This is a genomic window from Pelagibius sp. Alg239-R121 (genome assembly GCF_947331435.1).
Classification (GTDB): Bacteria; Pseudomonadota; Alphaproteobacteria; order Kiloniellales; family Kiloniellaceae; genus Denitrobaculum.
Genome location: NZ_CAMZOF010000009.1, coordinates 46,539 through 70,914, shown reverse-complemented (window position 1 = coordinate 70,914; position 24,376 = coordinate 46,539). Strand labels below are relative to the sequence as shown.

Below are 24,376 nucleotides of genomic sequence, written 5' to 3'. Positions count from 1 at the left end.
AGCAAAAACTTCTGTATTAAGCAGCGGCAGCAGGCACAATAGCTTAACAAAATGACTCCGCAGGGTTGTTGTTTTCCTTACTCGACTCCCGTAACAAGAATTTTGTTCTTAGGTATCGCGTTAATATCTTCTGATGCCGTTCGATTTTTTCTCAGTTATTCCCTATATCAACGCTGTTTGGAGAAAACATCACGCCAAAAACCCCGTCTAATATTTTGAAAATCCTCATTTGTCACAACAATGACACTCGATTTTTCGTAAATTACCGTCCAATACCGGCTTTGGCCAAATAACGTATTACTTGCTCCAGCGAAAGCACAGTTACGCTAACAGTTGAGTGTTGATGAAGGTTGCGAGGCATGTACTCCCAGTACTTTGGGTTCAAGAAACCGCCGTTCAAAATAACGCCTGACTCCGGTTTCTTTTATACAAACGCAGTATTTCTGGATGCCCATTGCAGCCTGCTGGATGCGATCGATGAGCAGCGCGGCCTGTCACTTCTGACGGGCGCTGCTGGTACCGGCAAGACGACACTGCTCACGCGTCTGGCGCAGGACCTCGACGAGACGGTTCACTTTATCTATCTGCAAAACTCAAATCTCAGCCTGCAGGATTTCATTGGAAGTCTGCTCGATAAACTTGGTGTCATCGACGTCGGGCAACCGCGTATTTCAATCGAGGCTGAAATTTACCGATTGCGTGATCACCTCAAGGTTCTCATGGAGCAGGAACGTGGCTGCGTCCTCTTTATCGATGACGCCCAAAATCTGCCGCACGAGACCCTAAACGCGCTTCCCCTTCTGTTGAAGTCGGATGACGGCAGCAATCAGCTACAGGCGGTTCTCTCCGGATCCCTGGAGTTAATAGACAAACTCACTGACCCGGCACTGTCTGCCGTATCCAGAATGGTTGGCGCACAGGCTCAGCTGGACCGGCTGCCGTCTGCCGAAATCGCTTCCTTCATCGACCATCAGATCCGGGTCGCCGGCAGTATGCGCTCCGATATCTTCTCGGAAGGCGCGATCAGGGAAATCGTGCAAACGACATCCGGACGCCCCAGCGATATTAACAAGGTTTGTGATAAAGCCCTGGAGATCGCCTACAGACAGAAGACGCAGGTCGTCACGCGGGAAATCATCCGGCAAACCTCACGTTCGGCATGGCTGGAAGACGAAACACCTGCCCCATCCAACACAGCTGGCTCCAATCCGTTCAAACAGCTTGCCGCCAAAGTGAGCGCCTCAGCCGCTTCAGGCCGTCCGTCTGTAGCAGCGGCAGTGGCGCGGGTTCAGTCAATCGGCACTGTCTTTAGCCGGAGTATCCGAGGCCTCGGCCGGCAGCTGATCCGATGGAGCCGTATTACGTTCGAAAAATTTGGTGTATTGGCCCTGGTTGCTCTTGCAAAGGCCTGGAAATATGCCTCGCGCTCGGCAAGTCTGATTAAATCCGGAGGAAGCTCACTCTTTTCAGGCACGCAGTCTCAATTGGAAGATAAAAGGCCAGCACTCCGGCGTAGGCACGCTTGGATTGCCGGCGGCCTGGTTCTCGTTGCCGCCTTTGCCGCTTCGCTTGCCTACCTTCCAACACTTGATGATGGCGGTAAAGAACAACGCGTTGCATCTGCAACTGCCAACTCTGGAGCCGCCACGGCAAGCAAACAACAGTCGGCCAGCAAGAAATCCTCCGGTCGAAACCTCACCAAACTTTCGGAATTGCGCCGCAAGGTTGCCCAGTTGAGCCTCGACCTCAAAACCACGGTTTCAAACCGCGATTACCTTAAGAAGCTTGTTGGCAACCTGACCGAAGAGCGCAACGACCTGACCCTCGAACTCTCACAGCTTAAGTTTGAGCATGAGCAGATGCAGCGCACCCTGGACGTAACGCGCAAGCAGGTTGCTGATCTTGAGCGCGATTTGTCCCTGGCGCGCGCACCGGCCAGCGGGCCCGATACGGGATTGCGGAGCGTCACCGGCACAAACACGCTGGATCTGGCTTCAAACGACAGCGCGCAAAGCGGCATTGCAACAACCGTCTCCGATAGTGACCCATCACCTAAAGACCAGACGCTTCTGCAGGCGGCCGCGCTGGAGCAGTCCAAGTCGACGGATGCGCACAAGACAGACGGACAAGCGCCCCTATCCCAGTCAAGCGATGCTGATACGCCTTTGCCCACGTCAGAACAGGCCGGAGACGTCGCCAGTGCGAAGTTGAACCCTTCAACAACTGGCACCTCTGCAACCGACGGATCCCTCGATTATATCCGCGACGTAAGTGCACTTTCGAACGACGCTGCGGTGGCAAGCGGGCAGAACACCGCCTCATCGCTGGAACAGGTCGCGACCACCCCGGCCTACATTCCCTTGGCGAATGAAGATCCGGACACCGGCCAGGCCGGCGCAGAGAAGGCACCGAAGAGAACTTACAGCGACCGGGCCGTTGCATTGCTTCTCCACAAGGCACGGCGCCTTTATCTCAAGGATCTCCTGACCACCCCGGCCGGAAACAATGCGTATGATATCTATATGCAGATACTCGACGCGACCCCCGATCATCCCAAGGCCGCTGCGGGCGTCAAACGGATCGCTGCGCGCTATCTGGATTGGGCGGAAACCGAAGAGAACAACGGCAATAGAACAAAGGCGCTGCGATACTATAAAAAGGCGCTTGCCGTTGTCCCGGATCACATGGGCATCGCAGAGCGGATCGAAGAGATCCAATCTGGCCGGAGCAAGAAGACCAAGGTCGTGGAGGCCACGCCCGAGGTCGACAGCAGTGAGGCGGCTCGCGCTCGCTTGAAGACTCTCGGAATAGAGATCAGCGAACGCAGCTTGCTGCGCGCTGTCGAAGCCAGGAACCTTGAAATTACCGGACTTTTGATCGATGCGGGCATATCGCCCGACGCTCAAAACGTCAACAAACAGACCGCCCTGTTGACCGCTGCCATCAACGGTGACGAGGCCACCACCAAACTCCTCCTCGAACGCGGTGCTGATGTCAACAAACCCAATAGTTTGGGACGCTCCCCGTTGATTGCAGCTGCCTGGAACGGAGACACGCGTCTGATTTCAGTGTTGCTCGCAGGCGGCGCAGAGATCGAAAAGACCAGCGAAGAAGGCTGGAACGCCCTGATGTATGCGGCCTGGAACGGCCATCGGGCTACGGTTAGTGCCCTACTCGAAAAAGGCGGTCGTGTCGACGCGATCAATAGTCAGGGCTGGACCGCATTGATGAACGCCGCCTGGAACGGTCACAGTGCTACAGTCCAGGTTCTATTGGAGCACGGCGCCAATGCCGGCTATCAGACACCCTCTGGCGAAACCGCGTTACTGGTCGCGTCGCAACAGGGGCATCGGGCAACCGCACTTTTGCTCGACTGAGTCCATTCGCACTTCCGACAGATTGCAATACTCCTGTCCTCGCTTTGGCGCCGGATCAAATTTGGCATTGCAATTGTGTGATTCTCCCGTTTTCATCTTCTTTCGGCGGGGCGGGCAACCGGACGGAATAGGGACGTAATCTGATGAAGCGAGTTCTCACTATTGGCGGCAGTATTGTCGCCGTCATTGCTGTTGTGTGGTTCATTGTCGCGACTTTCGTTTTCCCATCGATCGAATCGGTTGTGAAGGCCGCGGTCGAGAAAATCGGTTCCGACCTCACTCAAACCACCGTCCGGCTGGACGACGTCAAACTCTCACTGACGGACGGAAAAGGCAGCCTGCACGGCTTGCACATGACCAATCCGAGCGGCTTCGGAGAGAACGATGCCTTCGCATTCGACCGGGTCGCCATCAAGGTCGATCTCACGACACTCGCCAGCGACGTTATCGTCATCAACGAGGTCGTGATCGAAAAACCGCGGGTTCTTTACGAGCTCGGCGAAAAGGGTACGAACATCGACACCATCCGCAAAAACGTTGAATCCCAGCAAGGTAGCGAAGTTAAATCGGACAGCGGCGACACCCCTTCGTTCATCATTAAGAACCTCTACCTGCGCGACGGAACGGTCAGCGTTGGCGCCACCGGCTTACTGGATCAACAGCTCTCCGTTCCCCTGCCTGACATCCACCTCACCGACGTCGGTGAAGAAGGCGCCGGCGCAAGTCCGGCCGACATCGTCGAACAAACCCTTGCTGCCGTAGGCGGCGGCATTACCTCTGCCGTTGCGGACATCAACCTGGACGGCATTCGCAGAGGCGTTGAGGATGCGGCAAGCAGCGCTGGCGACGCCATCGAGGGTGCTGCGGAACAGACTGGCGAAACGGCCAGCGATGTCGGCGAGGCCATCGGCGAAGGCGCTGAACAGGCCGGCGAAGCCATTGGCGAAGGCGCCGAAGCTGCCGGCAAGGCCATTAAGGGGCTGTTCGACTGACTTCGAGGCCGTCGGGGCACCCGCAGCTCGTGCCGCATTCCAACTTCGGCGCATCGTCCGCGATCATGCAACGGCGCTCCGGCTGTTCGGCACGCGATAGACTTCGTGATGGTAGTCGCGCAGGATTTGCTTGGTCATCTCTCCGATCTCGAACTGATAGGGCCCAATCTCGGAGACGGGACTGATCTCCGCGGCACTGCCGGTCAGAAAGCACTGCTCGAAACCCTCCAGTTCTTCGGGCGCAATTGCCCGCTCGAAGATCTGAATGCCACGGCGCCGCGCCAATTCCATCACGGTCTGCCGCGTGATGCCGTTCAGAAAGCAATCCGGCGTCGGCGTGTGTAGCGCGCCGTCCTTGACGAAAAAAACGTTGGCGCCGGTCGCCTCGGCCACGAGCCCGCGATAGTCGAACATCAGTGAATCGTTGAAGCCGGCCTGTTCCGCCGCATGCTTGGAAAGCGTGCAGATCATGTAGAGTCCGGCAGCCTTGGCTTCGATCGGCGCACAGTCCGGCGCGGGCCGGCGCCAGTCCGAAATGGCCAGCCGCAGGCCCTTCTCCAAAGCGTCGGGCGAGAAGTAGCTGGGCCAGTCCCAGGCCGCCATGGCGACATTGATCTTATTCGACTGCGCCGCGACCCCCATCATCTCGCTGCCCCGCCAGATCACCCGTCGCAGATACCCTTCCGACAATCCGGTCGCCTTAACCGTCGCTTCCGCGGCCTGGTTCAGTTCGGCAACGCTGTAAGGGCAGTCCATGCCCATGATCCGGCAGGAGTTAACGAGGCGTTCGCCATGTTCCTTCAGTTTGAAAACACGCCCGCCATAGAAGCGTTCGCCCTCAAAAACGCTGCTGGCGTAATGCAGACCATGAGTCAGCACATGCACCCGGGCATCGCTCCAGGGCACCACCGCCCCATTCAGCCAGATCGACCCCTCACGTTGGTCAAAAGGAATATTTGCCATGATCTGTCCCACCCTCCATATGATTGTTTCACTGTGATCTTCTCGACAGCAACAATCATACTTAATAGGTCAGTATTACTGACATGTTTTTACTGCAACACAGATATGCGTACAGACATGCGTTTCGAAGTTCGTGGCTAGCCACTGCCACCCTGCCCGTCCCGAAGCCAGGTCAATCCCGAAACCAGGTCAATCCCGAAACAAGGCAAAAAAATTCCCGCGCCGGGCTGTACCGCTGCGGGATCCGGACCTATTGGCCCGCAGCAAAATTCGCAAATTTGCTGTTATAAGTCAATGGGCTGGGGATAAGACTTGTCCCCAGTCAAGACACTGGTGGAACCCCACTGATCTAATCTTAATGTAATAGGTCACAGGACTTTTCACTTAAGGACAGATGGCTTCGTCATTGGGTCTCAAAACCTGCCGAGAGCGGTCATCAACCAGTTTTGTCGGATATCACGGAAGATCCCTTACTGCCCTATGCTGCGCTGTGAACAAATGTCGGCCCCCTTGGCGTAGGATCTTGCCCCCTACGGCACCAGCTCCCAGAAACGCGATTTACCGACTGGCTTCAGGGGAAACTTAGCTTGAAAAGGGTGAATTGTGGAAGGCGGTAGGATCGTACAGGAGGATTGGGTTATTGCTCTCCCGACACGGAAACAAAATTGCAATGGCAACCAGACCGACCATGCACTAACAATCAAATTGGACCCGTCGTACAGGGTCGCTCATTTTTTCCGGACATAACCTAGGACGCGGCTGCGACGAGGTTCTAAATGCAAGAATTACGAACTGATCGGCTTTTTCTGAGACAGTGGAGAGCGGAAGACATCGAGCCTTACACTCGGTTTTTCTCTGATCAGGATAGATCCCGGTACTTCGGCGGACTGAAGAACGCTGATGATGCGTGGCGACACCTGGCTCTGCAGGTTGGGCACTGGCATTTGAACGGCTTTGGATACTGGGCTGTCGAAGAACTCGGCAACAGAACATTTGTCGGATGTGTCGGACTTTGGAGATCTCTGGACTGGCCGGAACTGGAGTTGGGCTATTGGGTTGATGACCGACAGCAACGAAGAGGTTTTGCTGAAGAGGCCGCCGCGGAATGTATCAGCTACGCACGCGAAACACTCAAGTCACCGTCGCTGGTGAGTTACATAGACCCTGCCAATATTCCGTCTCAAAACTTAGCGCTGAAGCTTGGCGCAAAATACGAGCAAACAATAGAGTTGGTGGAGCAAGGACCACACCTGGTTTACCGGCACTTTTGAGGATTTTGTCCCGGATGCTTTGAGGGGTAAGCAGAATTTGGGTGCGGTTGAATAGACATGATGTGACATTGGTAAAGCCGACCGCGATCAATAGCTGTTGGTCCGCATACACTGAATCCACGTTTCTCTAATCGGGTATTTGAGCCAAGTTCATTTCATCTTTTCTGTTCTACCTTGTGGGGACCCTTGTCTCTCATCCGGGTCACACTTCTCGTCGCAATAATTTTGGCCCAGTTGTGGAGCGCCAGATGGCTTTGACCTTCACGTCACATATCTGACCCAATTTCGGAAAACATCGAAAGCTGCCATTGATAAGGTAGGGCAGCTAATGGCTGGTAAGAGCCCCTTCTCATACCTTAGCCAGAGGCTGTTTGATGTCGGCTATGCACTAATACGGGTCAATGGTTGGCCGTTGGATTTAACACTATTGGTAACTGGCTTAAGCCGGAAAGCCCCGATTTTCGCGCTTTCCGAGCATCCTAATGGCGGTTCTCGTTGAGCGGAGCGCCGACCGTAAGGAATTCGCCCACCAGCAAGCCGACAGAGGCCGGGAAGTTCCGCTATTTACCTGTCAGCGAACCCTCAATGAGAATTACCGATTAGGGTAATTTTGACCCGACGCGGACATCGGGACATCTTGTTGGCGTTATCGCTTTTGTGCTTAGCACAGAGATAAGAGCCAGTTTCTGAACGACCGAATCAGCACTCTTTCTTCATCTCCGGCACGACAGACAAAGTAAAGCTCACGGTCCGGCGATATGGTCGTCGTATCCAACCTGACGACGCGCCCGGCCCCCAGATCGTCCTGCACAAGAAGCCGTCTTGCCAAAGCAACGCCCTGGCCATCAATCGCAGCGGTGATCAGGACAGCCGAGTCCCGATATTTCAGGTCTGCAGCTTCCACTAGGGACTGATCCAACCCGACTGCATTGGCCCATTTTCCCCACGCCGGATCGAATTGATCATGTAGCAGGGGAAGGCCTGAGATTGCGGCAGGTGTCATCGGCAGGTCCTCGCCTGCGACCAAGGCAGGTGAAGCCACCACCACCAGCTGCTCGTCCACGAGACGCTCGTAGTGCAAGTTTGGCCAATCAGGAACGCCATAGCGCAAGGCCACATCCACGTCGCTGTCGTCGAAGTCAATCACCTCGTCGTTGGTATCGAGGTAGAGGGCAATGCCGGGATGTTTCGTTCGAAAGGCGGGCAGTCTCGGGACCAACCATTTGGTGGCCAGCGACGCCGACAAGGAGATCGTGATCGCACGTCTGTCCTGCGCCCGCTTGACGCTCCTGATGCCCGTCTGAAGCGCCGCAAAGGCTTGTCGAGTCGCCTTATGCAGTTGCTCTCCTGCGTCTGTCTTTTCAACGCCGTTGGGACGCCGATGCAGCAAATGAACACCGAGGTAGGTTTCGAGTTGCTTGATCTGTCGGCTCACTGCGCCATGGGTTACCCCCAAGGTTTCAGCCGCCCTGCTGAGGCTTGAATGGGTCGCCGCCGTGTCGAAGGCTTGCAGCGCTCGGAGGTGATGGACTTCATTCATTGCTATGAGTTTTCCTGATAGCCGTGTTCGAAAATGTCGCTTTAATGGTCGATTTCCAGGCCGTATTTTCCAAATATTGTTCTATTTTCTCACAGCAAGGCCGATCAGCGCAATTGATCAGACGATAGGAGCCGAAACATGCCTGAAATCAAAGTCGCACTGATGACCGGAACCGGTCAGGGGATTGGCCGGGGCTGCGCCATCGAAATGGCAAAGGCCGGTTACAGGGTCTCCCTCATGTCGCCATCGAAGAGGAGCATTGAGCTGGCAAAGGAATTGGGTGGCATAGGCCGCAGCGGCTCGGTTCTCGACACTGAGGACTTGCAGGCGATGGTGGACGACACCATGAGTGAGTACGGACGTATCGATGCCGTCGTCAGCAACATGGGCCATGGCGGGTCTGTGCCAGAAGCCATCAAGACCGTCGGCTTTGATCCCGACTTCGATGGCCCCCTGCTCGAACTGCCAGACGAGTTGTGGCACGAAAGCCTCGACATGTATGTCTTGAACGTCGTGAAGCTTGCTCGGATTGTCACGCCGATCATGATTGAGCAAGGCGGCGGCGCCCTCGTGAACATCTCTTCAATGAACACCATTGAGCCGCGCGCACCTTATCCTATGAGTATGCTCCGCGCCGCCCTGCATTCGTTCTCCAAGCTCTTTGGAGACCGCTATGCCAGACATAACATCCGCATGAACAATCTCCTGCCGGGCTTCTGCGAGAACGTGAACCTCTCGGAGTTTGCTCGCAAATCCATCCCGGCACAGCGTTCGGCCACCTTCGAGGAAATCGGTCAAGCTTGTGTCTTCCTTGCTTCCCATCAAGCAAGATACATCAACGGTCAATCAATCCTCTCCGATGGCGGCATGAACCGCGCCGTCCGTTGAGGCGAGGTCTGTCTTTGGCTATTTTTGACCGTGCGACGTGGCTTGGATCAATGACCGCAAGACCTCTGAAAGCAGCCATTTAACACTATTACTAAGAACGTTAAGCAGGAACCCCGAAACCTCGCAGCAACATTCTATCTTTAACAACAATGAGTTACCTCGGCGATCGTCATGTTTAACACTTCTCTATGAAAACTGTTATATCTGACGACCTTCAGCCAAAAGACGATTGCACTTTTTCCTATTAATTCAAAGGTCATCGGTTTTGAATAATCAGCTAAAGATTTAACGCAATTCGAGAAGACATTTTCAATCTGTCCACTGAAACGGGGCAAGACGAATTAGCAGACATGGGTTGGATCAAGCAAAATCTCCGCTTTGTCCGCTCAGCTGTCATTGGTTGAAGGCGCAACGAACTTCCGCTCTGTGCCACTCCCTTGAATATCACTGGATGGTGGCTGAACTCCGCAGATGAATGACCGTCCGCTCGTCGACACTTTCGCTGTCGAGGTTGAGCCTATGAGATAATTGTGCCTACGCTCCCATAGCCGCTTTCGCAATGTGGAGCATTCGATGTCGGACCTTTTTTCGCCTTCTTTGTCCAGACCGGAAATTCCGGGCTTTACGCCTGCGCCTGAGCATGCGCCAGGAAACCGTCACGTGGAGGCGGCATTGGTGCGTCACAAGCGCGAGGGCATGGACCTCGCCGTGAAAGCGCGCACCATCGCGATGAGCATAATCATCGTCATGCTCATCTTTATCAGTCCTTGGCCGATGCTGCTCTTCTATCAGGGGATTGCATTGCTCTTTATCCTGAACGGTCTCGTCCAGCAAAGGATTGCCAAGGTCGGCCGGTCCGGCGCGGAACTGGTGCTCCTCTTCGCGGATCTCGCCCTGATGACAGCCACATGCGTGGTTACACCACCCTTTAATACCGAAACCTGGCCGGCCCCCGTCCCTTATGAATTCAACGTCTTTATCTACTTCTTCGTTCTCCTGGCCGGAGCCACCCTCGCATATAGCTGGCGCACGCTTATCGCGGTAGGCGTCTGGACTGGGTTACTCTGGGCCGCCTCCGCGGTCGTTCTGTGGCAAATGACCGAAAGCGACCCCGGGATAGCGCAGGTGCTCGACACACTTTATGCCGGCATGCCTCGATTAAGGGAACTCTACGACCCGACACGGATGCAGTGGGACATCAGGATACAGGAAATCGTCGTCTTTCTGATGGTTGCGGGCATTCTTGCGGTCTCGGTAAAGCGGTCGAGCAGCCTGGTGTTGCGGCAGGCGGAAGCCGCCCGGGAACGGGCCAACCTCGCGCGCTACTTCTCTCCCAACGTCGTTGAGCAGCTCAGTCATAACGACGAACCTCTCAAGCAGGTCCGCAAGCAGGAAATCGCCGTTATGTTCGTCGATATTGTGGGCTTTACACGCTACGCGTCGGGCGAGGATCCAGAGGCGGTGATCGAAACTCTGCGCGCCTTTCACGCGCGGATGGAGGGTGAGGTATTTCGCTACAACGGCACGCTGGATAAGTATCTCGGTGACGGTCTCATGGCGACATTCGGGACGCCGGTTGCGGGGCCCGACGACGCAAAGAATGCGCTCTTGGCCGCGCGTGCAATGCTCGCCTCCGCAGACGCCTGGAACGCCGAACGCCAGCTTGAGGGCAAGGATGAGATTAACGTCAGCATAGGGTTGGATTTTGGACCTGTTGTGCTGGGCGACATCGGGGCCAATCGGCTCGAGTTCGCAGTGATCGGCAACACCGTCAATATGGCAAGCCGGATCGAGGCGATGACCCGAAAGCTTGGCGTCCGGCTCGCTGCAAGCGACGCCTTGATCAGACGTGCCGCGGCGGACGTTTCATTGGAGGATCGGGCCACCGCCGATTTGGTACGCCATGACGATCAGGAGGCCCGCGGCTTTGACCAAAGAATTACCGTTTGGTGCATTGGCCTCAAAGACTAAGAGATTTGACTTCAGTAAGAACGGCGAATTCTGAAACCAAACCGCTCGCGTAAGATCGACAGCAACCATGTCCATTCGCGCCCCGATATCTTGGATGCTTTGTCGGATGATCTGCTTGTCCAGCATATCCGTCACCGGCGCTGGGAGAGATGAAGGTCTGGAGTGCGCCCATAGTTGCCACGTCCGGTTGTTTATGTGACTTATGAGCGAGACAGATTGAATTCGACAGGTGTGCCCGATGACTCAGATTGTCGAAATAATTCGTAAACAGCTGAGCGAGAGTGCTTTGCCTCCAGTTCATCTCGAAAAGGCAGAAGAAGGCTTGGTTACTGTCGTTGAAAAAGACAGCCTCGGCGCACTCATCGCATCAGCAATAGCCTCTAAAAATCAGGGACGCATTGATGAAGCGATATCTAATGTAACGAAGGCAAATCGGCAGCAGTTGGACGCGATTGAAGGCATAACAAAGACGTTGGATGAAGTGTTTGACCGCCCTGCAAACGAAGTGGTTTTTGCAAAGTTTCGTCAAATCTCCCCCTTCGAAATGGGTGTAGAAGGTGCTGACGATGTGCTGGATCTTGTTCGGAGGTTTCAACGAGAAATGCTTTTGGCTGACAGTTCGCAGATTGAAAGACTACATGAACTGGAGTCCGAACAAACCGAGGAGTTTGAAGCCTTGGCTTTTTTTCGTGAAAGATTTTCAGACGGTAGTGCCAAGGCTGATGTTGAGGAAATTGAAACCAAGTTGAAATCTATCGCCGACGAGTTAGAACGAACAAAGACTGTTATTTTGTCATCGGTGATCATGGCCGTTTGCGACTTTATGTCAGAGCGTCAATTGTCAAAGACTTCCTTGCCTGCACACTACGATGTTGCTGGCTGGTTATATCAAATTGTAACCAGCAAAGTTCTCACCAAACCCGCGAGTGAAGTCCTCGTGGTTTGATGCGGCGACCTGTTGAATCCGCACCCGCACAGCAGCCATTGGCGTGAAAATTCGGAACGTCAGCTCTTGCGATGGAAAGCGATCTTGCCCGCGGGAGGCTATCGGCAGGCACCTCAAACCGATGGCTTGCCAGGATAGCGCGTCATAAAATTCTTAGAGTTATACCGGAAAAAATATTAACCCGGCATAATTTGCGTGACGTCGCGCATACTCACATCGGTCAGAGGCCGGAAGCCTCATTTCCCGTCCCAAACCAAGCCGGCCATAACACACCCCATTCGCATCCCTCACGACTTGGGCACCTCCCCGGCAACGGTTTACGCACCCGCACCAGAGCCTCTTGAGATTTCGCACCATATTCGGCGTAACTCGCCCTGGCCTGGTTCAAGCTCATTTTGTTCGCACAGCCTGTTCTATCTGGACCCTGGGACTGAAGATGATCATCGCCCCAACCGCAGATCTCACAAAGATCATAGGTGCCGTGCTCTTCGAACCACCTTCTCATGTAACCACAACAAAGACAGGGGTAACGTTTAAAATCGTCTTTCAGTGGTTTCTCCAAATCAGCCCTTATTTACCAGTTGTCATTCTCGAAAGACATTCATCTGCAGCGACCGGTCGGCTCTCCAGCCGCGCAGAGACCAGTGGCCGCAGCTGTCACGGCTTCGGTATCTCCTCCGGCACCGCCGTCTGGTCGATTAGCTCTTTGAAGTCAGGAAGAATGTTTTCTTCGATATGCTCCAGCCGCCAGCGCAGCATCTCGGCATATTCTTTCGTCGGAGCCGCATTCACACGAATCAGGTTTTCAACCGACCGTCCTTTCTCAACCGCTTCCACCCATTCGAACATCGCACCGACGTATTCGCTCAATGCGCAGATTGCGTTTGGACAGGCACCGGGCTCTGGATCACCAATGTAAGCAGGAGGCAAATCCCCCATCACCACCCAAATCAACTCGTCGACGTCGACGCGGCTTGTTTCGATTTCCAGCAAAAAAACACCCAACAATTCTTCGACGAAGAACCCCACTCTGATCTCGACCACGCGATCACACCAGCGAAAGGACTCCAAGTACTTTCGCGATCGATCGACCAAATCGTTAAAGTACGCAAGGTCCTCTTTTGGCAGCTTGTCTGGCGCTTCTTCCAATGGAAACACCTTAGTTTCATCGATAATTTGCCTCACCTTAGATGTCCCCTTCAAAAGACCGGACACGGCAAGTTCGGATTTGCCGTCCAACAGTGAACAAGCAATCCCTTACATCTTTTCCCACCCAAACCAGCTCCACGGTCTCATTGTCTCCACTTATCAATTTTCACCTGGCATCCGGGCCGGTTTTCGTCATCGGCAGCAGCCCTTTGCTTCCGCAAACAACGGCGTCAAAAAACACTTCCGAATTGCTCACTGCCGGACCATCAGATCGAAGTCGATACTGTCCGCTGTCGCCGTGGTTGCTCCCCACCAGCAACTCCTACCGGCAGGAGGCTTCAGGTCTGGGAACTTCCCAAAACCAAATAAGAACATTTCATGAACATTTAATGTGAAGAATTTTTCTGAGTCAAAATGTTTTTTCAATAATGAGTAGCAACACCCTTTGGGAGCGCTATGAGGTCATTGCCGCTTCCAACCGCTCGCCAACCAAACATTGTTTGTTTGGAAGCCCTATGAACAATGGAGGAAACATGAAATTCAACAACGCGTATTTTCTCGATTGAAATCTATAGAACTCTGTTGACGTTTTGCGTTGCCGGCCAAATCGTCACGGCAAATCTAATCGTCGTATTCAACCTCATAGAGCATGTCGAGAAACGCGGAAAAACTGTCGGCAATAACGTAAATTTCCTTTGCCGTGTAATCTTTCCACATCGGCACCCGGTCGATGAACACTACGGCACCATAGTGTTCGTCAGACAGGTCGAGACAAATCAGATCGTTAAAACTGTCGTTTGCGATTGGGAAAAATTTGTCGAAAGCCGGATCAGCAAAATATCCAATGATAGAATCAAAGTTCTTCTGAAGCTCCAACGCTTTGAGCTCATAATCCACACCATAAAATACGACAACATCACTTGATTCTTCCCTGTGTCCAATCAACGGAAAATCGCAGGGCACCGGCTTTCCGCCGTTATACTGCAACATAAAACTCTTGTAATCTTCAGGGAGTTTCAACTGGTTGTTGTTTTCGAAGTTCGCCAACTTTTCTTCCGTTAATACAGGACCTCTCTTAACGATCTCGACCGTCATGATTTTTCCCCTTCAGAAAGACGGATTGGCTGCCACACGTTCCTGCCAGTTCGACACCAAGCACACTCTCAGGAACCGCTGAACAACAATATTCTCGAAAAGTTGCCGGCCGAAGAATTGACAAGTCTCGACCAGCGCGCACCTCCATATGCAAGCGCTATCTGCTGTGACCAGTTTCTTTTTGATGTCTTTCGGGACACCGCATTTGTGTGCCCAAAATCGAAAAATCACGATATCGAGCTCGACAAACAGCGTAATAGTCGTGCTCTATACCGATGCTCTTTGTTTGGATTAAGCGACCATTTCCTCTTCAGATGCCTGGGAAAAGTGGAGGACGTTCAACGTAGAGAAAATGTTGCTTCAGAAGATCGATCCGCGGGCGGAGCATCGCTGCGTGTTCCTTATCGGCAGGCAAATCGAAGTAGACGAAATCATCGACCGTATCCCCTCCTTCGACCGCCTTGACCCAATCTGAGGCGACAGCTGTGTACCCAGCGAGCGCGACCAAAGCATCTGTGATTTCCTCATTGATAAGATAGGCTGGAGGCAAATCGCCGGCCACCACCCAAATCCACTCCAATATGTCCGTTGAGTCTATCCCGATCGGTGGCGATTTTTCCACTTTATAGGCGAAAACGGCAACAACTGGCGGGCAGTAACACCCAACATAAACGCCTTCGACCGGCGGACACCAAGTATAGGTCGTCAGGAAATTTCGCGCCTCTTTTTCGATTGCATCGAAGCCCTCATGATCTTCCCTCCCGTCGAGAAAGCGATTGCGAAAATCATCCGCTTCGAAAACCAAGTCAAAATCAACCTTGTGCGGCACCTGACACTCCCTTGCTCCAGCGATCAAATTTCTACGTCCAAGAGTTACGCCGGCACACGATTGGACTGTGATTTTAGGAACATGTCATGAACATTTTGTTTAAAAAGCATCACTGAGTCAAAACATTTTTACAATACAGGGTAGTATCATCATTGGGAGATGTATCGAGGTTAACGTGGTTTCCAGCCACCCTCCGAACAACCATTTGGTACGCGGAAGGTTCCTTCGAGAGGAGGAAACATGAAATTCAACAGCGCGTATTCTCTCGATTGGAATCTATAGAGCTCTGTTGAAGTTTTGCGCTGCGGGCCAAATCCTCACGGCAGCTTCAGTCGTCGTATTCAACCTCATAGAGCATGTCGAGAAACGCGAAAAAACTGTCGGCAATAACGTGTGTATCCTTTGCCGTAGGGTGTTACCGCAACTGCCTCATTTATGTTAAAAATTCTTTGTAGTCGGTTAAGATACTTTGCTCGATAAACTCGAGTCTTACTCTAAGATACTTGGCCCACTCTTTTGTTGGCGGGGCATTGACGGGAATCAACTTTGCAACAGAACGCCCCTCCTCGACTGCTTCCACCCAATCCATCATTGCTCGAACATATCCATCCAACGCACAGGCCGCATTCGGGCAACTCCCAGGATTTTGCTCCGCAATATAAGCAGGAGGCAAATCTCCCATAATGACCCAGATGAGCTCATCCACATCGGGTCGGCTGGTTTCAATCTCCAACAAAAAAACTCCCAACACTCCCGGGTCGAAAATCCCAACACGGACACTGACTACACGATCGCACCAGCGAAATGCCTCCAAATACTCGCGAGACCGATTGACCAGATCATCGAAAAATTCGAAATCTTCTTTTTCAAGAAGCTTCGGCGCCTCTTCTAATGAAAACACCGTCGCTTCATCGATTTGCGGACGTGCCATCTACTTCTCCTTCAACTTCTGCCAACGCACAAAATCGCCCTCCTCGATGTGATCTTTCCGAGTCATAGGCTCAATGACTTCAAAATAGTCAGTACCTCCATCAGCCAGCGCTATTGTATGGGAAACATCTTGAAAAAACCCGTATCAGGATCCGTAGGCCATACGATTCCTTTATCTTGTGCATACCGCTTCCTCAACGTCTTATTTGTTGTATGGCGCCCAGGGTGCCACCAACTAAATGTTCCATCAGCCGAAAGATCACCACTCTTCGCATTGCGATACCCCCCTTCGCTTAGGAGAATTATTGGAACGTTGAGATCCTGACTCTGGTCAGGAAATGATGTCTTGATGGGCCCGTTCGGACCTATGGGCGCGAAGCCTTCTGGTTGGTCAGTAAGTGTGTTAGGGCCCGGAGGGTCACCAGCCGTAGTGATTGGTAAATCCGGAACGCCCTGCGCCCCAAACCCCTCCGGGTTAAACTCGCTCCCTGACTGCGGAAATAAAGGCGAACTTTATTGCGTCCCCCCTTAAGGAGACGGCACAAAGAATCGACTATTCGGAAACGTTTCGGTGGTGTCATTACGCTGGTCGGGGTCGTAAAAAGTGGCGTCAATGTTGAAATATCTCTCTGTCGTGATGTCGTACTGCTGGCGGACCGTAACGCGACCAAGCTCGTCATGCTGAATTTCAATTCTACGGATGTCGTTCTCATTGTCCTCTTCGACGATCTTCCCGAGATACTCGGTGCCGTCGCCAATCGACAGAAGGGCATCGCCGAAGAAAAACGCGGCATATGGCGGAAACAGCCGGGCGCGTAACCGCGAAAGCTCCTTATTGCTTTCGCGATAGGTTTCATCCAAGCGACCAACCAAGTTTGAGCTTTCTTTCTGCAATAACTGCGTGGTGGCACCGGCGAGTTCGTCGTCGAGCGGATTTCCAAAGGGCCCATAAAACCCGCTAGTTCCTCGCAAACCGCCCTTTCCGGCAGAATTACTGAATCCCTTGGAAAAGAATCCAGCAGGCTGCAAAAGCGAAGCTCCTTCAGCGTTCACCCCATCGGCAGCGTCGGACTGCCGTGCTCTTGTTTCCAAGATGGTTCTCAGCAGGCTGACCCTGCTCACCATCCCGCCGACGTCATGCCTTAGCTGCGCCCGGGCTTGTCGCGTGTTCAGACCCCGGGCCAGATCGCCCAGGTAATTATCTTCGAGCAAGCCGAGGATCCGGCCGACATGCCGATCCGGCTGCTTGCCAATGAACAACGCGCGCAGATCCCTCTGCAGAACGGCCATCTCTTGGTCGTCGACGAACCGGACCGTCCCGTCGCGCGGCAGCTCCGCCTCTGTGCGCTGCAAGGCATCGGCAGGATCGAGGCCGGCATCTAGCCAGCGCTTGAGAACCCCGCCCCGCGCCCGCGCCTCGAGATCGATCGCGTTCTTAACAAGCTCCGGTGCCGCCGCGAGCAGTTGGCCGTAGAGCTCCGCACCTGCGACCTGCCCGGCTTCGTCACGGCCCTGCAGCAACGCCGTCACATCGCGTGCCAGGCCCTTCGGCAGATAACCGGTCCTTTTGACCGCCGAGACGACCTGCGCGACGGGCGCGTCCTCCGCCCCCTCCCGAACCGCCGCACTGAAGACCCTCTCGTAGAAATCATCCGCGGCGGCCCGGTTCTGCGGATTGCCCGCATCGAAGCCGGCCCCGTTGTTCAGGGAAACCCCGAGTTCGTCCTGCGCCGCCTGCCGTTCCTGTGCCGCGGCCGCCGCTTGCGCCACTTCGCTGCGCAGGGCTTCAGCCTGCGGTGTGGAAAGAGCTCCATCCTCTTCCGCCCGCCGGACCTCGGCCTGGCCGGCCTTGCCTTCTGCGATATCCTGCGAGAGCTTGAGACTCTTGTGCGCGCCCTGCCGGCTGCGGTCGATCCGCTCTGCCGTCTGCTGCCGGGCCAACGCCTCGCGCGCATCTTCCTGTAGCGCGCTGCGGCGCGCCTCCGGGAGTGTTTCCGGCCAGCTTCCGGCTTCCAGATCGACCAATACACCGCCCGGATCACCAGCCATCCGCGCATCGAGCAGTTGCTTCAGCGTGTGCTCTCTCCAGGCGGCCAGGGCCTCGGGCCGTAAACCGAGTCCACCCAGCAGACCGGCTTGCCCATCACCCTGCTTGTCATGACCTTCATCGTCGCTGACTCCGTCACCTAAAAGTTCAAGGGACGCTGTATTGAACTGAGACGCATCGGCGGCAATGCGCTCCTGCCAACTCGACACAACTGCCTGCACATCCTGAAGATCCTTGTGCAGACGGCGGCTGGCCTCTCCCTCCACAAGCCTGCGGGTCCAGGCCCTGCGCCGCGCGTCGATGCGCTCACTCAACTGTGCCTGCAGGCTCTGCCCTTCGTAGCTCTGTACCAGTGCCGCCGCACTGGCTTCAAAGACGGCCTGCTGCCGTTTGATCCGGCTGTCGCTATCCTCCTCCGGCGGTGCCTGCGCATCGCTCTCGGCGCGTTGCCTGGCCACATCGACATCCAGGCGCGACACGGCCTGCATCACCTGACGCTCCCGGCGTTGATCGCGAACTTCGAGCGCCGCGCCCAGATCGGCGACGCCGGCACCAAGTCCGGCCAGTTCCCGGCCAACGCCGCCACCAAAGTCAGCGGCATGTGCTCGGGGCGCGGTAGAAAAAGCAGCGGGCGCCGTGGTCCGCTGCGGCTGAACAGGAAAGCGCGGCATGAAACTCCTCGCGTTGTTGTAGAGAAGCCGGAGGACGGAAACCGCCGTCCGGCAGGGTGAGCAATTTTCAAAAGGAAAACGCCACGCAGCCCGGCGAAAACCGGAAGGCGTGGCGCATAAAAAAAGACCTCAAAAGGAGGCCTGCCGAAAACGTCTGTCAGGTCGTGGTGTGCGGTTTCAAAACCCGGCCATAACGGCCCTGCTCACACGAAAATGGCGATCATTCCATCTTTAGAGCTTGGGTGCCGGATGTACGCGACGTGCCGCACGCTTGGGTCTGCCGACAGGCGGCGAAGCCTTCGTTCCAAGCGAGAGCGTCGCCGAAAGCCCACCCTTGGCGCTGTTCCAGTCAGGCGCACCAGCTTCACTGGGGATCTTGGTGGGGATCTTGGTGGGGATCTTGGTGGGAATCTCGGTCAGATGTCGCACCTCACGCCGGCTCTCCGCCGTCACCCAGCCGAAATACTCCTCCGCGATCTCAAGCAGGTCCCGGCTGTCGCGCGCCCCCTGGCGTTGAAGGGCGAGCCGCAGACAATCGAGCCGCAAATCCTCTCGCTGATGTTCCGCCATCAAGCGGTCCTTTTCGGCAGGGGAACAGGCAACCGGTCCCGTATCGGGTTTCACTCCATTCATGACAGGATCTCCAGTTTTTCAGTTAAGGCAGCCATGCGGGCAACGGCCTGCGGGTGGCCAGGGTGGGAATGTTCGAGCCAGGCCTCCCGGAAGGCCGGATCCGCCTTCAAGGCCGTGATCTGTGCGCGGACCGAGCCCGGTTGGGAAAAGCTCTCGCTGGCCTCGCCCTGCAGATCGTCCTCGGCCATGGCGGACCCGATACGCGCGAACATTTTAAAGACGGCCGCGCGTCCGACCGCCTCTTCCAGACCGTCGATGGTCTCCGCGTCACCGAAGCGCCGCGCCGCACGCCGGGCCTGTTCCATGTTGCGGTCGAAGCTGCCGCCCCATTCGGACCGCAGGGCCTCCTCGTCACGGGCGGCCCGTTCGATCCGCAGTTGTTCGCCGCGCGCCGTCTCGCCGCCCAGATAGCCATGCCAGCCTTCGGACAGCGCCGCCACCTGCGTCTTGGTGAGGCCGGCGCTGTGGAACAGCTCGCGCATCTGCTCTTCAAACGCTGCATCGCGCTCCACACCCTCGGGCACTGCGATCTCGTACCCCTCGGCAGACTCCGGGCGGCCCAGGCGGTCGAAAACCGCGTTCCAGGCTTCTCCGTCACCGTCCTTGGGGATTGCGATCTTGTCGCGCCCGATCAGCTTCTCGAGATGGCGGTAGGACTCCAGAACCGCGCCCGGCGCCTTCCAGCCTTTGGTCGCAAGCAGGGCACGCTGTTCGTCGTTCAGTCCCTCGGTCCAGTCCGCAGGCTCTTGCGCAGGCGATCCGCCCGGTGCTTCTGCCGGCGTTCCAGAACCGCCAGTTCCCCGGTCCCTGTCCTGCTCGGAGCCCGCCGTGTTGGGCGGTCTCGATCCCTCCGTCGTCTCTTGCGGCATTCCGTCTTCCTCTCTTTATGTTCACTAAGCCGTCCTCAGTGCCAACGGCGCCCAAGTCATTCGGGCACGTTGTCGGAGTCCAGCTGCCAGATCTGCTTATCGGTCATGTTGAGGTGCATCTGCAGGCGCAGCCAGACCTCCCGCCGGCCCTCGCGCAGGGCGGTCGCGTGGGTGTCGCCGGGCTGGAAACTCGGCCGCGTCGCACAGCAGAAATTACGCAGGTCGGCGAGCACCGCCTGACCGTCGCGGCTGCCGAAGGTGCGCCGGTAGGCCAAACGGCGGCGGCGAAGCAAGCGGGCAAAGATCTCACGCATTCCGCGCCCCTCCGTCACTGGCGACTTCGGGCAAGCCAGGACCGCCGCCACCCGGGTTCCCAGGCGGGGCACCGCCCGCCACCTGCGCCAGCACGGCTTCCAGGCCCGTCCCAGCACCTTCGATGCCGGACAGCTTGCTGACCGTATCCGCGACCTGTGGCCCGGCGGCCAGGGTTTGCATCATGGCCTCCTGTTGCGCGCGTTGACCGCGCAGGGCTTCCACATCGTCTTTCTTGCGCAGAATATGTTCGACGCCGTGGACCTCGACCGCGATCTTCGCGACAGCATCGGAATCGAAGTTGTCGAAGATGGTTGGATCGGCCGCCGCCATGGCACCGGCGATTTCCAGCGCCCGCATGACGCCCAAGCCCTCCTCTGCGCGCTGGGCTCGGGTCAGCGGGGAGTCGTAGAGAATTTCATAATCGCCTCCGGCCTCCTCGAGCGCCGGCGGCATCGCCGGCAGGGCATCGGCGCGGGCCAGGATTGCAATCTCCCGCTCGATCATGGGCCCCAGGGATTCCGACTGCTGGCGACCGATGGTCGGCCCCAGCAGCACGCCCTTCTCCTGGGCGCGTTCCAAAACTTCGGTCGCGGTCATGGCCGGTCCCCGGACCAGAATCTGAAACAGGCTGACCAGAAAGGCGTCGTTAATGACCTCGCGGCGCTGGTTCATCATGTCCAGTCCGATGTCGACCCGCGCGTTGTTCTGAAAGGGCTGCATCAAGGGCCGGCCGGAGCTGTCGACCCCGCCGTAGTTGATGGCGTTGGGGCGCAGGTCCGGACGGCCGCCCAGGATTCCGTCGTCATGAATCAGCACCGGCGGGTCCACCGTCTTATGCGCCGCACGGATGATGGTCTTGCTCATCTCGTTGAGCATTTTGATATCGGGCAGCACCGCCATGGCCGGCGAGCGCCCATAGACTTCGTTCGGCGCGGTAACATAACGCGAGACCGCGTAGGGGAACTGTTCGAAGCCCCCCACCTGCAGGACGGACCGCGCTTCCATCGCAATGTGATAGGACGCGAATGGCAGGTTCTTGGCATCTGCCTTTCCGGCTTTGAGCTCACCGCGCGGCACCACCGCATGCAGAAAGTCGAAGCGCCGCTCGGGCTCTTTTTCCAGCGCCCGCAAGATGCCGCGCGGCAGGGTCTTCTCCGGCCAGCGTTGCGCCGCCTGGCGGGCGGAGAGACGGTAGGTGCGAAAGACCGTATCGATGCGGCCGTTCGCGTCTTCAGCAAAACAGCAGTCCGAGAGATGGATCGACTTGTAGCGCAGGCCGCGTCCCACCTCTTCGCCGATAAAGAGCACGCCGGTGCCGAAGGCGCCCAGGCTCATGTAGGTTTCATGCTGCTGGCTGGCGTAGTTGGCCCGCGGGCTGTAGCGTGCGGCAAAGAGGATGTCTTCAACCCGCCGGAACCAGTCGCGCACCCCGTCCGCTTCATTGAGCCTTTGATCGGATGCCCGTAGGCGGTGCCAGCGCTGGGCGCGGGGCGTGAGCATCGATTCCATTGCCGCCGCGAAGCGTTCCAATGCGATCGGTGCCGTGGAATCGAAGATCTTTTCGTTGCGCTTGGCTCCGGGGGACCATTTGGTCTGAAAGGAATCCTGGCGCGGCAGAATACGCTCCGCGATCTCCCGCCAGTGATTTTCCCAGGTGGCCCGCGCCGCGGCGAGCTCTTCATGGCGGCGAATCAGATCGTCCGCCGGAGTATCTGGTACGCGAGTGTCGTGCATGGATGGAGTCCTTGTACAGGTCGCCAAAAGAGAGGCAAAAAAAACTTCAATCTAAAGTTCGATATAAATTTGTTGGTAAGCACATGTTAACCATCAGCACCCTATGATTCGGGCTGAATAGGCTGAAGGGTCGGGCGCCGGAGACGGCGGAATGGCCAGTCGTTTAGAGAAGTCTGCACAACAGAACAAAACAGCTGTCCAAACCCTTCGGAAGACTGCGGTCACATCTGGAGAGTCATGGACTATGGCATACGCGCAAACATCACCCTTTTCGTTAGATACGGAAAGTCCCGCGAACATCGAAAATCAGGGTGATGCAGCCGGCGCGCAGCAGCTCGCCTGGCTTACCGCACAAAGCAAGGCTTCGGCGAACAGCCCCAAGCGGCACCTTCTCGTTCTCCGCTTCGCCCTCGTAAACATCATTGCGGCCGGCCTTCTTGGCGCCGCCTATCATCAGGGCTTGGTCGAACGCGCCTTCGCAGCGGATAAGACCTATCTCTCGGTCGCGATCTGCTTCGTCTTCCTGGCCGGCCTGATCGTCTGCGCCCGCCGGGTCTGGGAAACCAGCCGGGATCTGGAGCAGGTCGATCATTTCGATCCACTGCGCGACAGCCATGCCACACTTTACATCGCCAGCCTGCGCGGCCGGGCCGGTGACAGCCGGTCGCTTCTGGCCTCCTCGCTGCGTATGAAGCTGACCCACCGCATCGCCGTGGTCCGCAACGTTGCCAACTCGCTTGTGCTGCTCGGCCTGATCGGCACCGTCGTCGGTTTCATTATCGCTCTCTCGGGGGTCGATCCGGAACAGGCCTCAGACGTCAGCGCCATCACGCCCATGGTCTCGACCTTGATCGAGGGCATGTCGACCGCACTCTATACCACGCTGGTCGGTGCCATTCTCAATGTCTGGCTGATGATCAACTATCAACTGCTGGCGGCCGGCACCGTCAGGCTGATCACTGCACTGGTTGAATTCGGAGAGAGCCATGGAAGGGCTTGATCACTTCGACGACAACACCGGCGACACGGTCTTCCGCGACATCATCTTCCTCGCCCTCGCCGGCTTCGTCGCAATCGTCCTGCTGCTGCTGCCGCACCTGAACCCGCCGGCAAAAGCGGAAGCCGAGACCAACGCACCGGGCAACGTCATCGTCGAACTGCGCTGGCCCGATGAGTTGAACAGCGATGTCGACCTCTGGGTCGAAGCGCCCGGCGACAAGCCGGTCGGTTATTCCAACAAAGGTGGCGTCTCATTCAACCTGCTGCGCGACGACCTCGGTAATCTGGCCGACGCGACGCGGATGAACTACGAGGTCTCCTATAGCCGTGGCGTGCCGAGCGGTGAATACACCGTCAACGTCCATCTTTACCGGAACCTCAGCGGCGTCGGCACCATTCCCGTCACCGTGGTCATCAGTGTCAAGCCATCGGAAGAGGCCCCTGCCAAACAGATCCTCGCGACTGGTGTGAAGCTGGAGCATGAAGGCCAGGAACTCACCGCGTTCCGCTTCTCCCTGGATGAAAAGGGCCAACTCGTCTCCGGCAGCGTTCACGATCTTCCCCGAGCATTGCGCGCCAGGAAATCATAAGGGCCAGGAAATCCTAATGGACAGCATCCGCATCATCTTTCCCATCGCCGTGGCCCTGGTCGCGATCCTTGCCCAGATCAGTGTCTGGTCGCCGCGCCGGCTCTGGATCAAGGTCACCGCGCTGGTCACCATGTCCTTGTTCCTGCCGGTCGCCTACATCAGCCTTGAAACGCTTTTGAGCCGTCCCAAACCCGTGGCGATGGATTGGGCGTCTGAGCACCTGGAAGACGCAAGCGTGCTGGCCGCACGCATCGACGAGGAAGAATCGATCTATCTCTGGCTTGCGGTCGCCGGCATCGACGAACCCCGCTCCTACGTTCTGCCCTGGACCGAAGAAACCGCGCGTGAGCTTCACGCCGCGCAGCAGGGCGCCGAACAGGAAGGCACCGACGTCAAGATCCGCCGGCCCGCCGAGTCCGGACAGGACAATCAGGAACCGATGTTCTACGCCCCCCCGCAGGATACGCCGCCGGAAAAGCAGCATGCGGATTCAGGTGCCCAGATCTTCCAGCGCTCGCCGGATAATCAGTGACATCATGAAAAAGCCGGCCCGTCACTCACTGTCCC

21 protein-coding genes are annotated in these 24,376 nt (G+C 56.4%); 9 read left to right on the top strand and 12 right to left on the bottom strand.

Annotation, left to right across the window (positions count from 1 at the left end; translation table 11 throughout):
* The first annotated feature begins 359 nt into the window (after nucleotides 1-359).
* On the top strand, nucleotides 360-3,377 hold the full coding sequence (locus tag QMZ18_RS26825; RefSeq protein ID WP_282609464.1) for an ankyrin repeat domain-containing protein: 3,018 nt from the start codon (nucleotides 360-362) through the stop codon (nucleotides 3,375-3,377).
* 143 nt (nucleotides 3,378-3,520) lie between these two features.
* Nucleotides 3,521-4,369: a hypothetical protein gene (locus tag QMZ18_RS26820; protein WP_282609463.1), complete on the top strand. Its 849-nt coding sequence runs from the start codon at nucleotides 3,521-3,523 to the stop codon at nucleotides 4,367-4,369.
* Nucleotides 4,370-4,432: 63 nt separating this feature from the next.
* On the opposite strand, the gene QMZ18_RS26815 is transcribed toward QMZ18_RS26820, so the two are convergent.
* Nucleotides 4,433-5,332, bottom strand: a complete 900-nt coding sequence (locus QMZ18_RS26815) for a branched-chain amino acid aminotransferase (protein ID WP_282609462.1) — start codon at nucleotides 5,330-5,332, stop codon at nucleotides 4,433-4,435.
* A gap of 776 nt (nucleotides 5,333-6,108) precedes the next feature.
* On the opposite strand from QMZ18_RS26815, the gene QMZ18_RS26810 reads away from it, so the two are divergent.
* The gene (locus QMZ18_RS26810; RefSeq protein WP_282609461.1) at nucleotides 6,109-6,603 is read left to right on the top strand and encodes a GNAT family N-acetyltransferase; all 495 of its coding nucleotides are present in this window, start codon (nucleotides 6,109-6,111) and stop codon (nucleotides 6,601-6,603) included.
* Between the two features lie 661 nt (nucleotides 6,604-7,264).
* Here QMZ18_RS26810 and gcvA read toward each other — a convergent pair.
* Nucleotides 7,265-8,143 (bottom strand): transcriptional regulator GcvA, encoded by an 879-nt coding sequence (gene gcvA, locus QMZ18_RS26805; protein ID WP_282609460.1) that lies wholly within the window; start codon nucleotides 8,141-8,143, stop codon nucleotides 7,265-7,267.
* Nucleotides 8,144-8,281: 138 nt separating this feature from the next.
* On the opposite strand from gcvA, the gene QMZ18_RS26800 reads away from it, so the two are divergent.
* From QMZ18_RS26800 to QMZ18_RS26790, 3 genes are all read left to right on the top strand, one after another.
* Nucleotides 8,282-9,031 (top strand): SDR family oxidoreductase, encoded by a 750-nt coding sequence (locus tag QMZ18_RS26800; RefSeq protein ID WP_282609459.1) that lies wholly within the window; start codon nucleotides 8,282-8,284, stop codon nucleotides 9,029-9,031.
* Nucleotides 9,032-9,604: 573 nt separating this feature from the next.
* Nucleotides 9,605-11,002: an adenylate/guanylate cyclase domain-containing protein gene (locus tag QMZ18_RS26795; protein WP_282609458.1), complete on the top strand. Its 1,398-nt coding sequence runs from the start codon at nucleotides 9,605-9,607 to the stop codon at nucleotides 11,000-11,002.
* Between the two features lie 238 nt (nucleotides 11,003-11,240).
* On the top strand, nucleotides 11,241-11,948 hold the full coding sequence (locus QMZ18_RS26790) for a hypothetical protein (RefSeq protein WP_282609457.1): 708 nt from the start codon (nucleotides 11,241-11,243) through the stop codon (nucleotides 11,946-11,948).
* 220 nt (nucleotides 11,949-12,168) lie between these two features.
* Here the strand turns inward: QMZ18_RS26790 and QMZ18_RS37120 are convergent, their stop codons facing one another.
* From QMZ18_RS37120 to QMZ18_RS26745, 10 genes are all read right to left on the bottom strand, one after another.
* Entirely contained in the window at nucleotides 12,169-12,510 is a 342-nt protein-coding gene (locus QMZ18_RS37120) for a CPCC family cysteine-rich protein (RefSeq protein ID WP_367575961.1), read from the bottom strand.
* A 95-nt stretch (nucleotides 12,511-12,605) separates the two neighbouring features.
* Nucleotides 12,606-13,133 (bottom strand): hypothetical protein, encoded by a 528-nt coding sequence (locus tag QMZ18_RS26785; protein ID WP_282609456.1) that lies wholly within the window; start codon nucleotides 13,131-13,133, stop codon nucleotides 12,606-12,608.
* A 585-nt stretch (nucleotides 13,134-13,718) separates the two neighbouring features.
* Nucleotides 13,719-14,192 carry an SMI1/KNR4 family protein gene (locus QMZ18_RS26780; RefSeq protein ID WP_282609455.1) on the bottom strand — a complete coding sequence of 158 codons (474 nt, stop codon included), beginning with the start codon at nucleotides 14,190-14,192 and terminating at the stop codon, nucleotides 13,719-13,721.
* A gap of 310 nt (nucleotides 14,193-14,502) precedes the next feature.
* Nucleotides 14,503-15,048: a hypothetical protein gene (locus QMZ18_RS26775; RefSeq protein ID WP_282609454.1), complete on the bottom strand. Its 546-nt coding sequence runs from the start codon at nucleotides 15,046-15,048 to the stop codon at nucleotides 14,503-14,505.
* Nucleotides 15,049-15,454: 406 nt separating this feature from the next.
* Nucleotides 15,455-15,952 (bottom strand): hypothetical protein, encoded by a 498-nt coding sequence (locus tag QMZ18_RS26770; RefSeq protein WP_282609453.1) that lies wholly within the window; start codon nucleotides 15,950-15,952, stop codon nucleotides 15,455-15,457.
* 527 nt (nucleotides 15,953-16,479) lie between these two features.
* Nucleotides 16,480-18,669: a hypothetical protein gene (locus QMZ18_RS26765; protein WP_282609452.1), complete on the bottom strand. Its 2,190-nt coding sequence runs from the start codon at nucleotides 18,667-18,669 to the stop codon at nucleotides 16,480-16,482.
* A gap of 231 nt (nucleotides 18,670-18,900) precedes the next feature.
* Nucleotides 18,901-19,302, bottom strand: a complete 402-nt coding sequence (locus QMZ18_RS26760) for a hypothetical protein (protein WP_282609451.1) — start codon at nucleotides 19,300-19,302, stop codon at nucleotides 18,901-18,903.
* Nucleotides 19,299-20,171, bottom strand: a complete 873-nt coding sequence (locus QMZ18_RS26755; RefSeq protein WP_282609450.1) for a hypothetical protein — start codon at nucleotides 20,169-20,171, stop codon at nucleotides 19,299-19,301. The genes QMZ18_RS26760 and QMZ18_RS26755 overlap by 4 nt, the downstream gene beginning before the upstream one ends.
* 56 nt (nucleotides 20,172-20,227) lie before the next feature.
* A complete protein-coding gene (locus QMZ18_RS26750; RefSeq protein ID WP_282609449.1) occupies nucleotides 20,228-20,485 on the bottom strand; it encodes a hypothetical protein in 258 nt (85 codons plus the stop codon).
* Nucleotides 20,478-22,220, bottom strand: a complete 1,743-nt coding sequence (locus tag QMZ18_RS26745) for a portal protein (RefSeq protein ID WP_282609448.1) — start codon at nucleotides 22,218-22,220, stop codon at nucleotides 20,478-20,480. The genes QMZ18_RS26750 and QMZ18_RS26745 overlap by 8 nt, the downstream gene beginning before the upstream one ends.
* A gap of 244 nt (nucleotides 22,221-22,464) precedes the next feature.
* On the opposite strand from QMZ18_RS26745, the gene QMZ18_RS26740 reads away from it, so the two are divergent.
* From QMZ18_RS26740 to QMZ18_RS26730, 3 genes are read left to right on the top strand one after another with little or no spacing between them, the layout of a single operon-like run.
* Nucleotides 22,465-23,220 (top strand): MotA/TolQ/ExbB proton channel family protein, encoded by a 756-nt coding sequence (locus tag QMZ18_RS26740; RefSeq protein ID WP_282609447.1) that lies wholly within the window; start codon nucleotides 22,465-22,467, stop codon nucleotides 23,218-23,220.
* On the top strand, nucleotides 23,207-23,809 hold the full coding sequence (locus tag QMZ18_RS26735; RefSeq protein WP_282609446.1) for a hypothetical protein: 603 nt from the start codon (nucleotides 23,207-23,209) through the stop codon (nucleotides 23,807-23,809). The genes QMZ18_RS26740 and QMZ18_RS26735 overlap by 14 nt, the downstream gene beginning before the upstream one ends.
* 16 nt (nucleotides 23,810-23,825) lie before the next feature.
* Nucleotides 23,826-24,341, top strand: a complete 516-nt coding sequence (locus QMZ18_RS26730) for a hypothetical protein (RefSeq protein WP_282609445.1) — start codon at nucleotides 23,826-23,828, stop codon at nucleotides 24,339-24,341.
* Nucleotides 24,342-24,376: the final 35 nt, after the last annotated feature.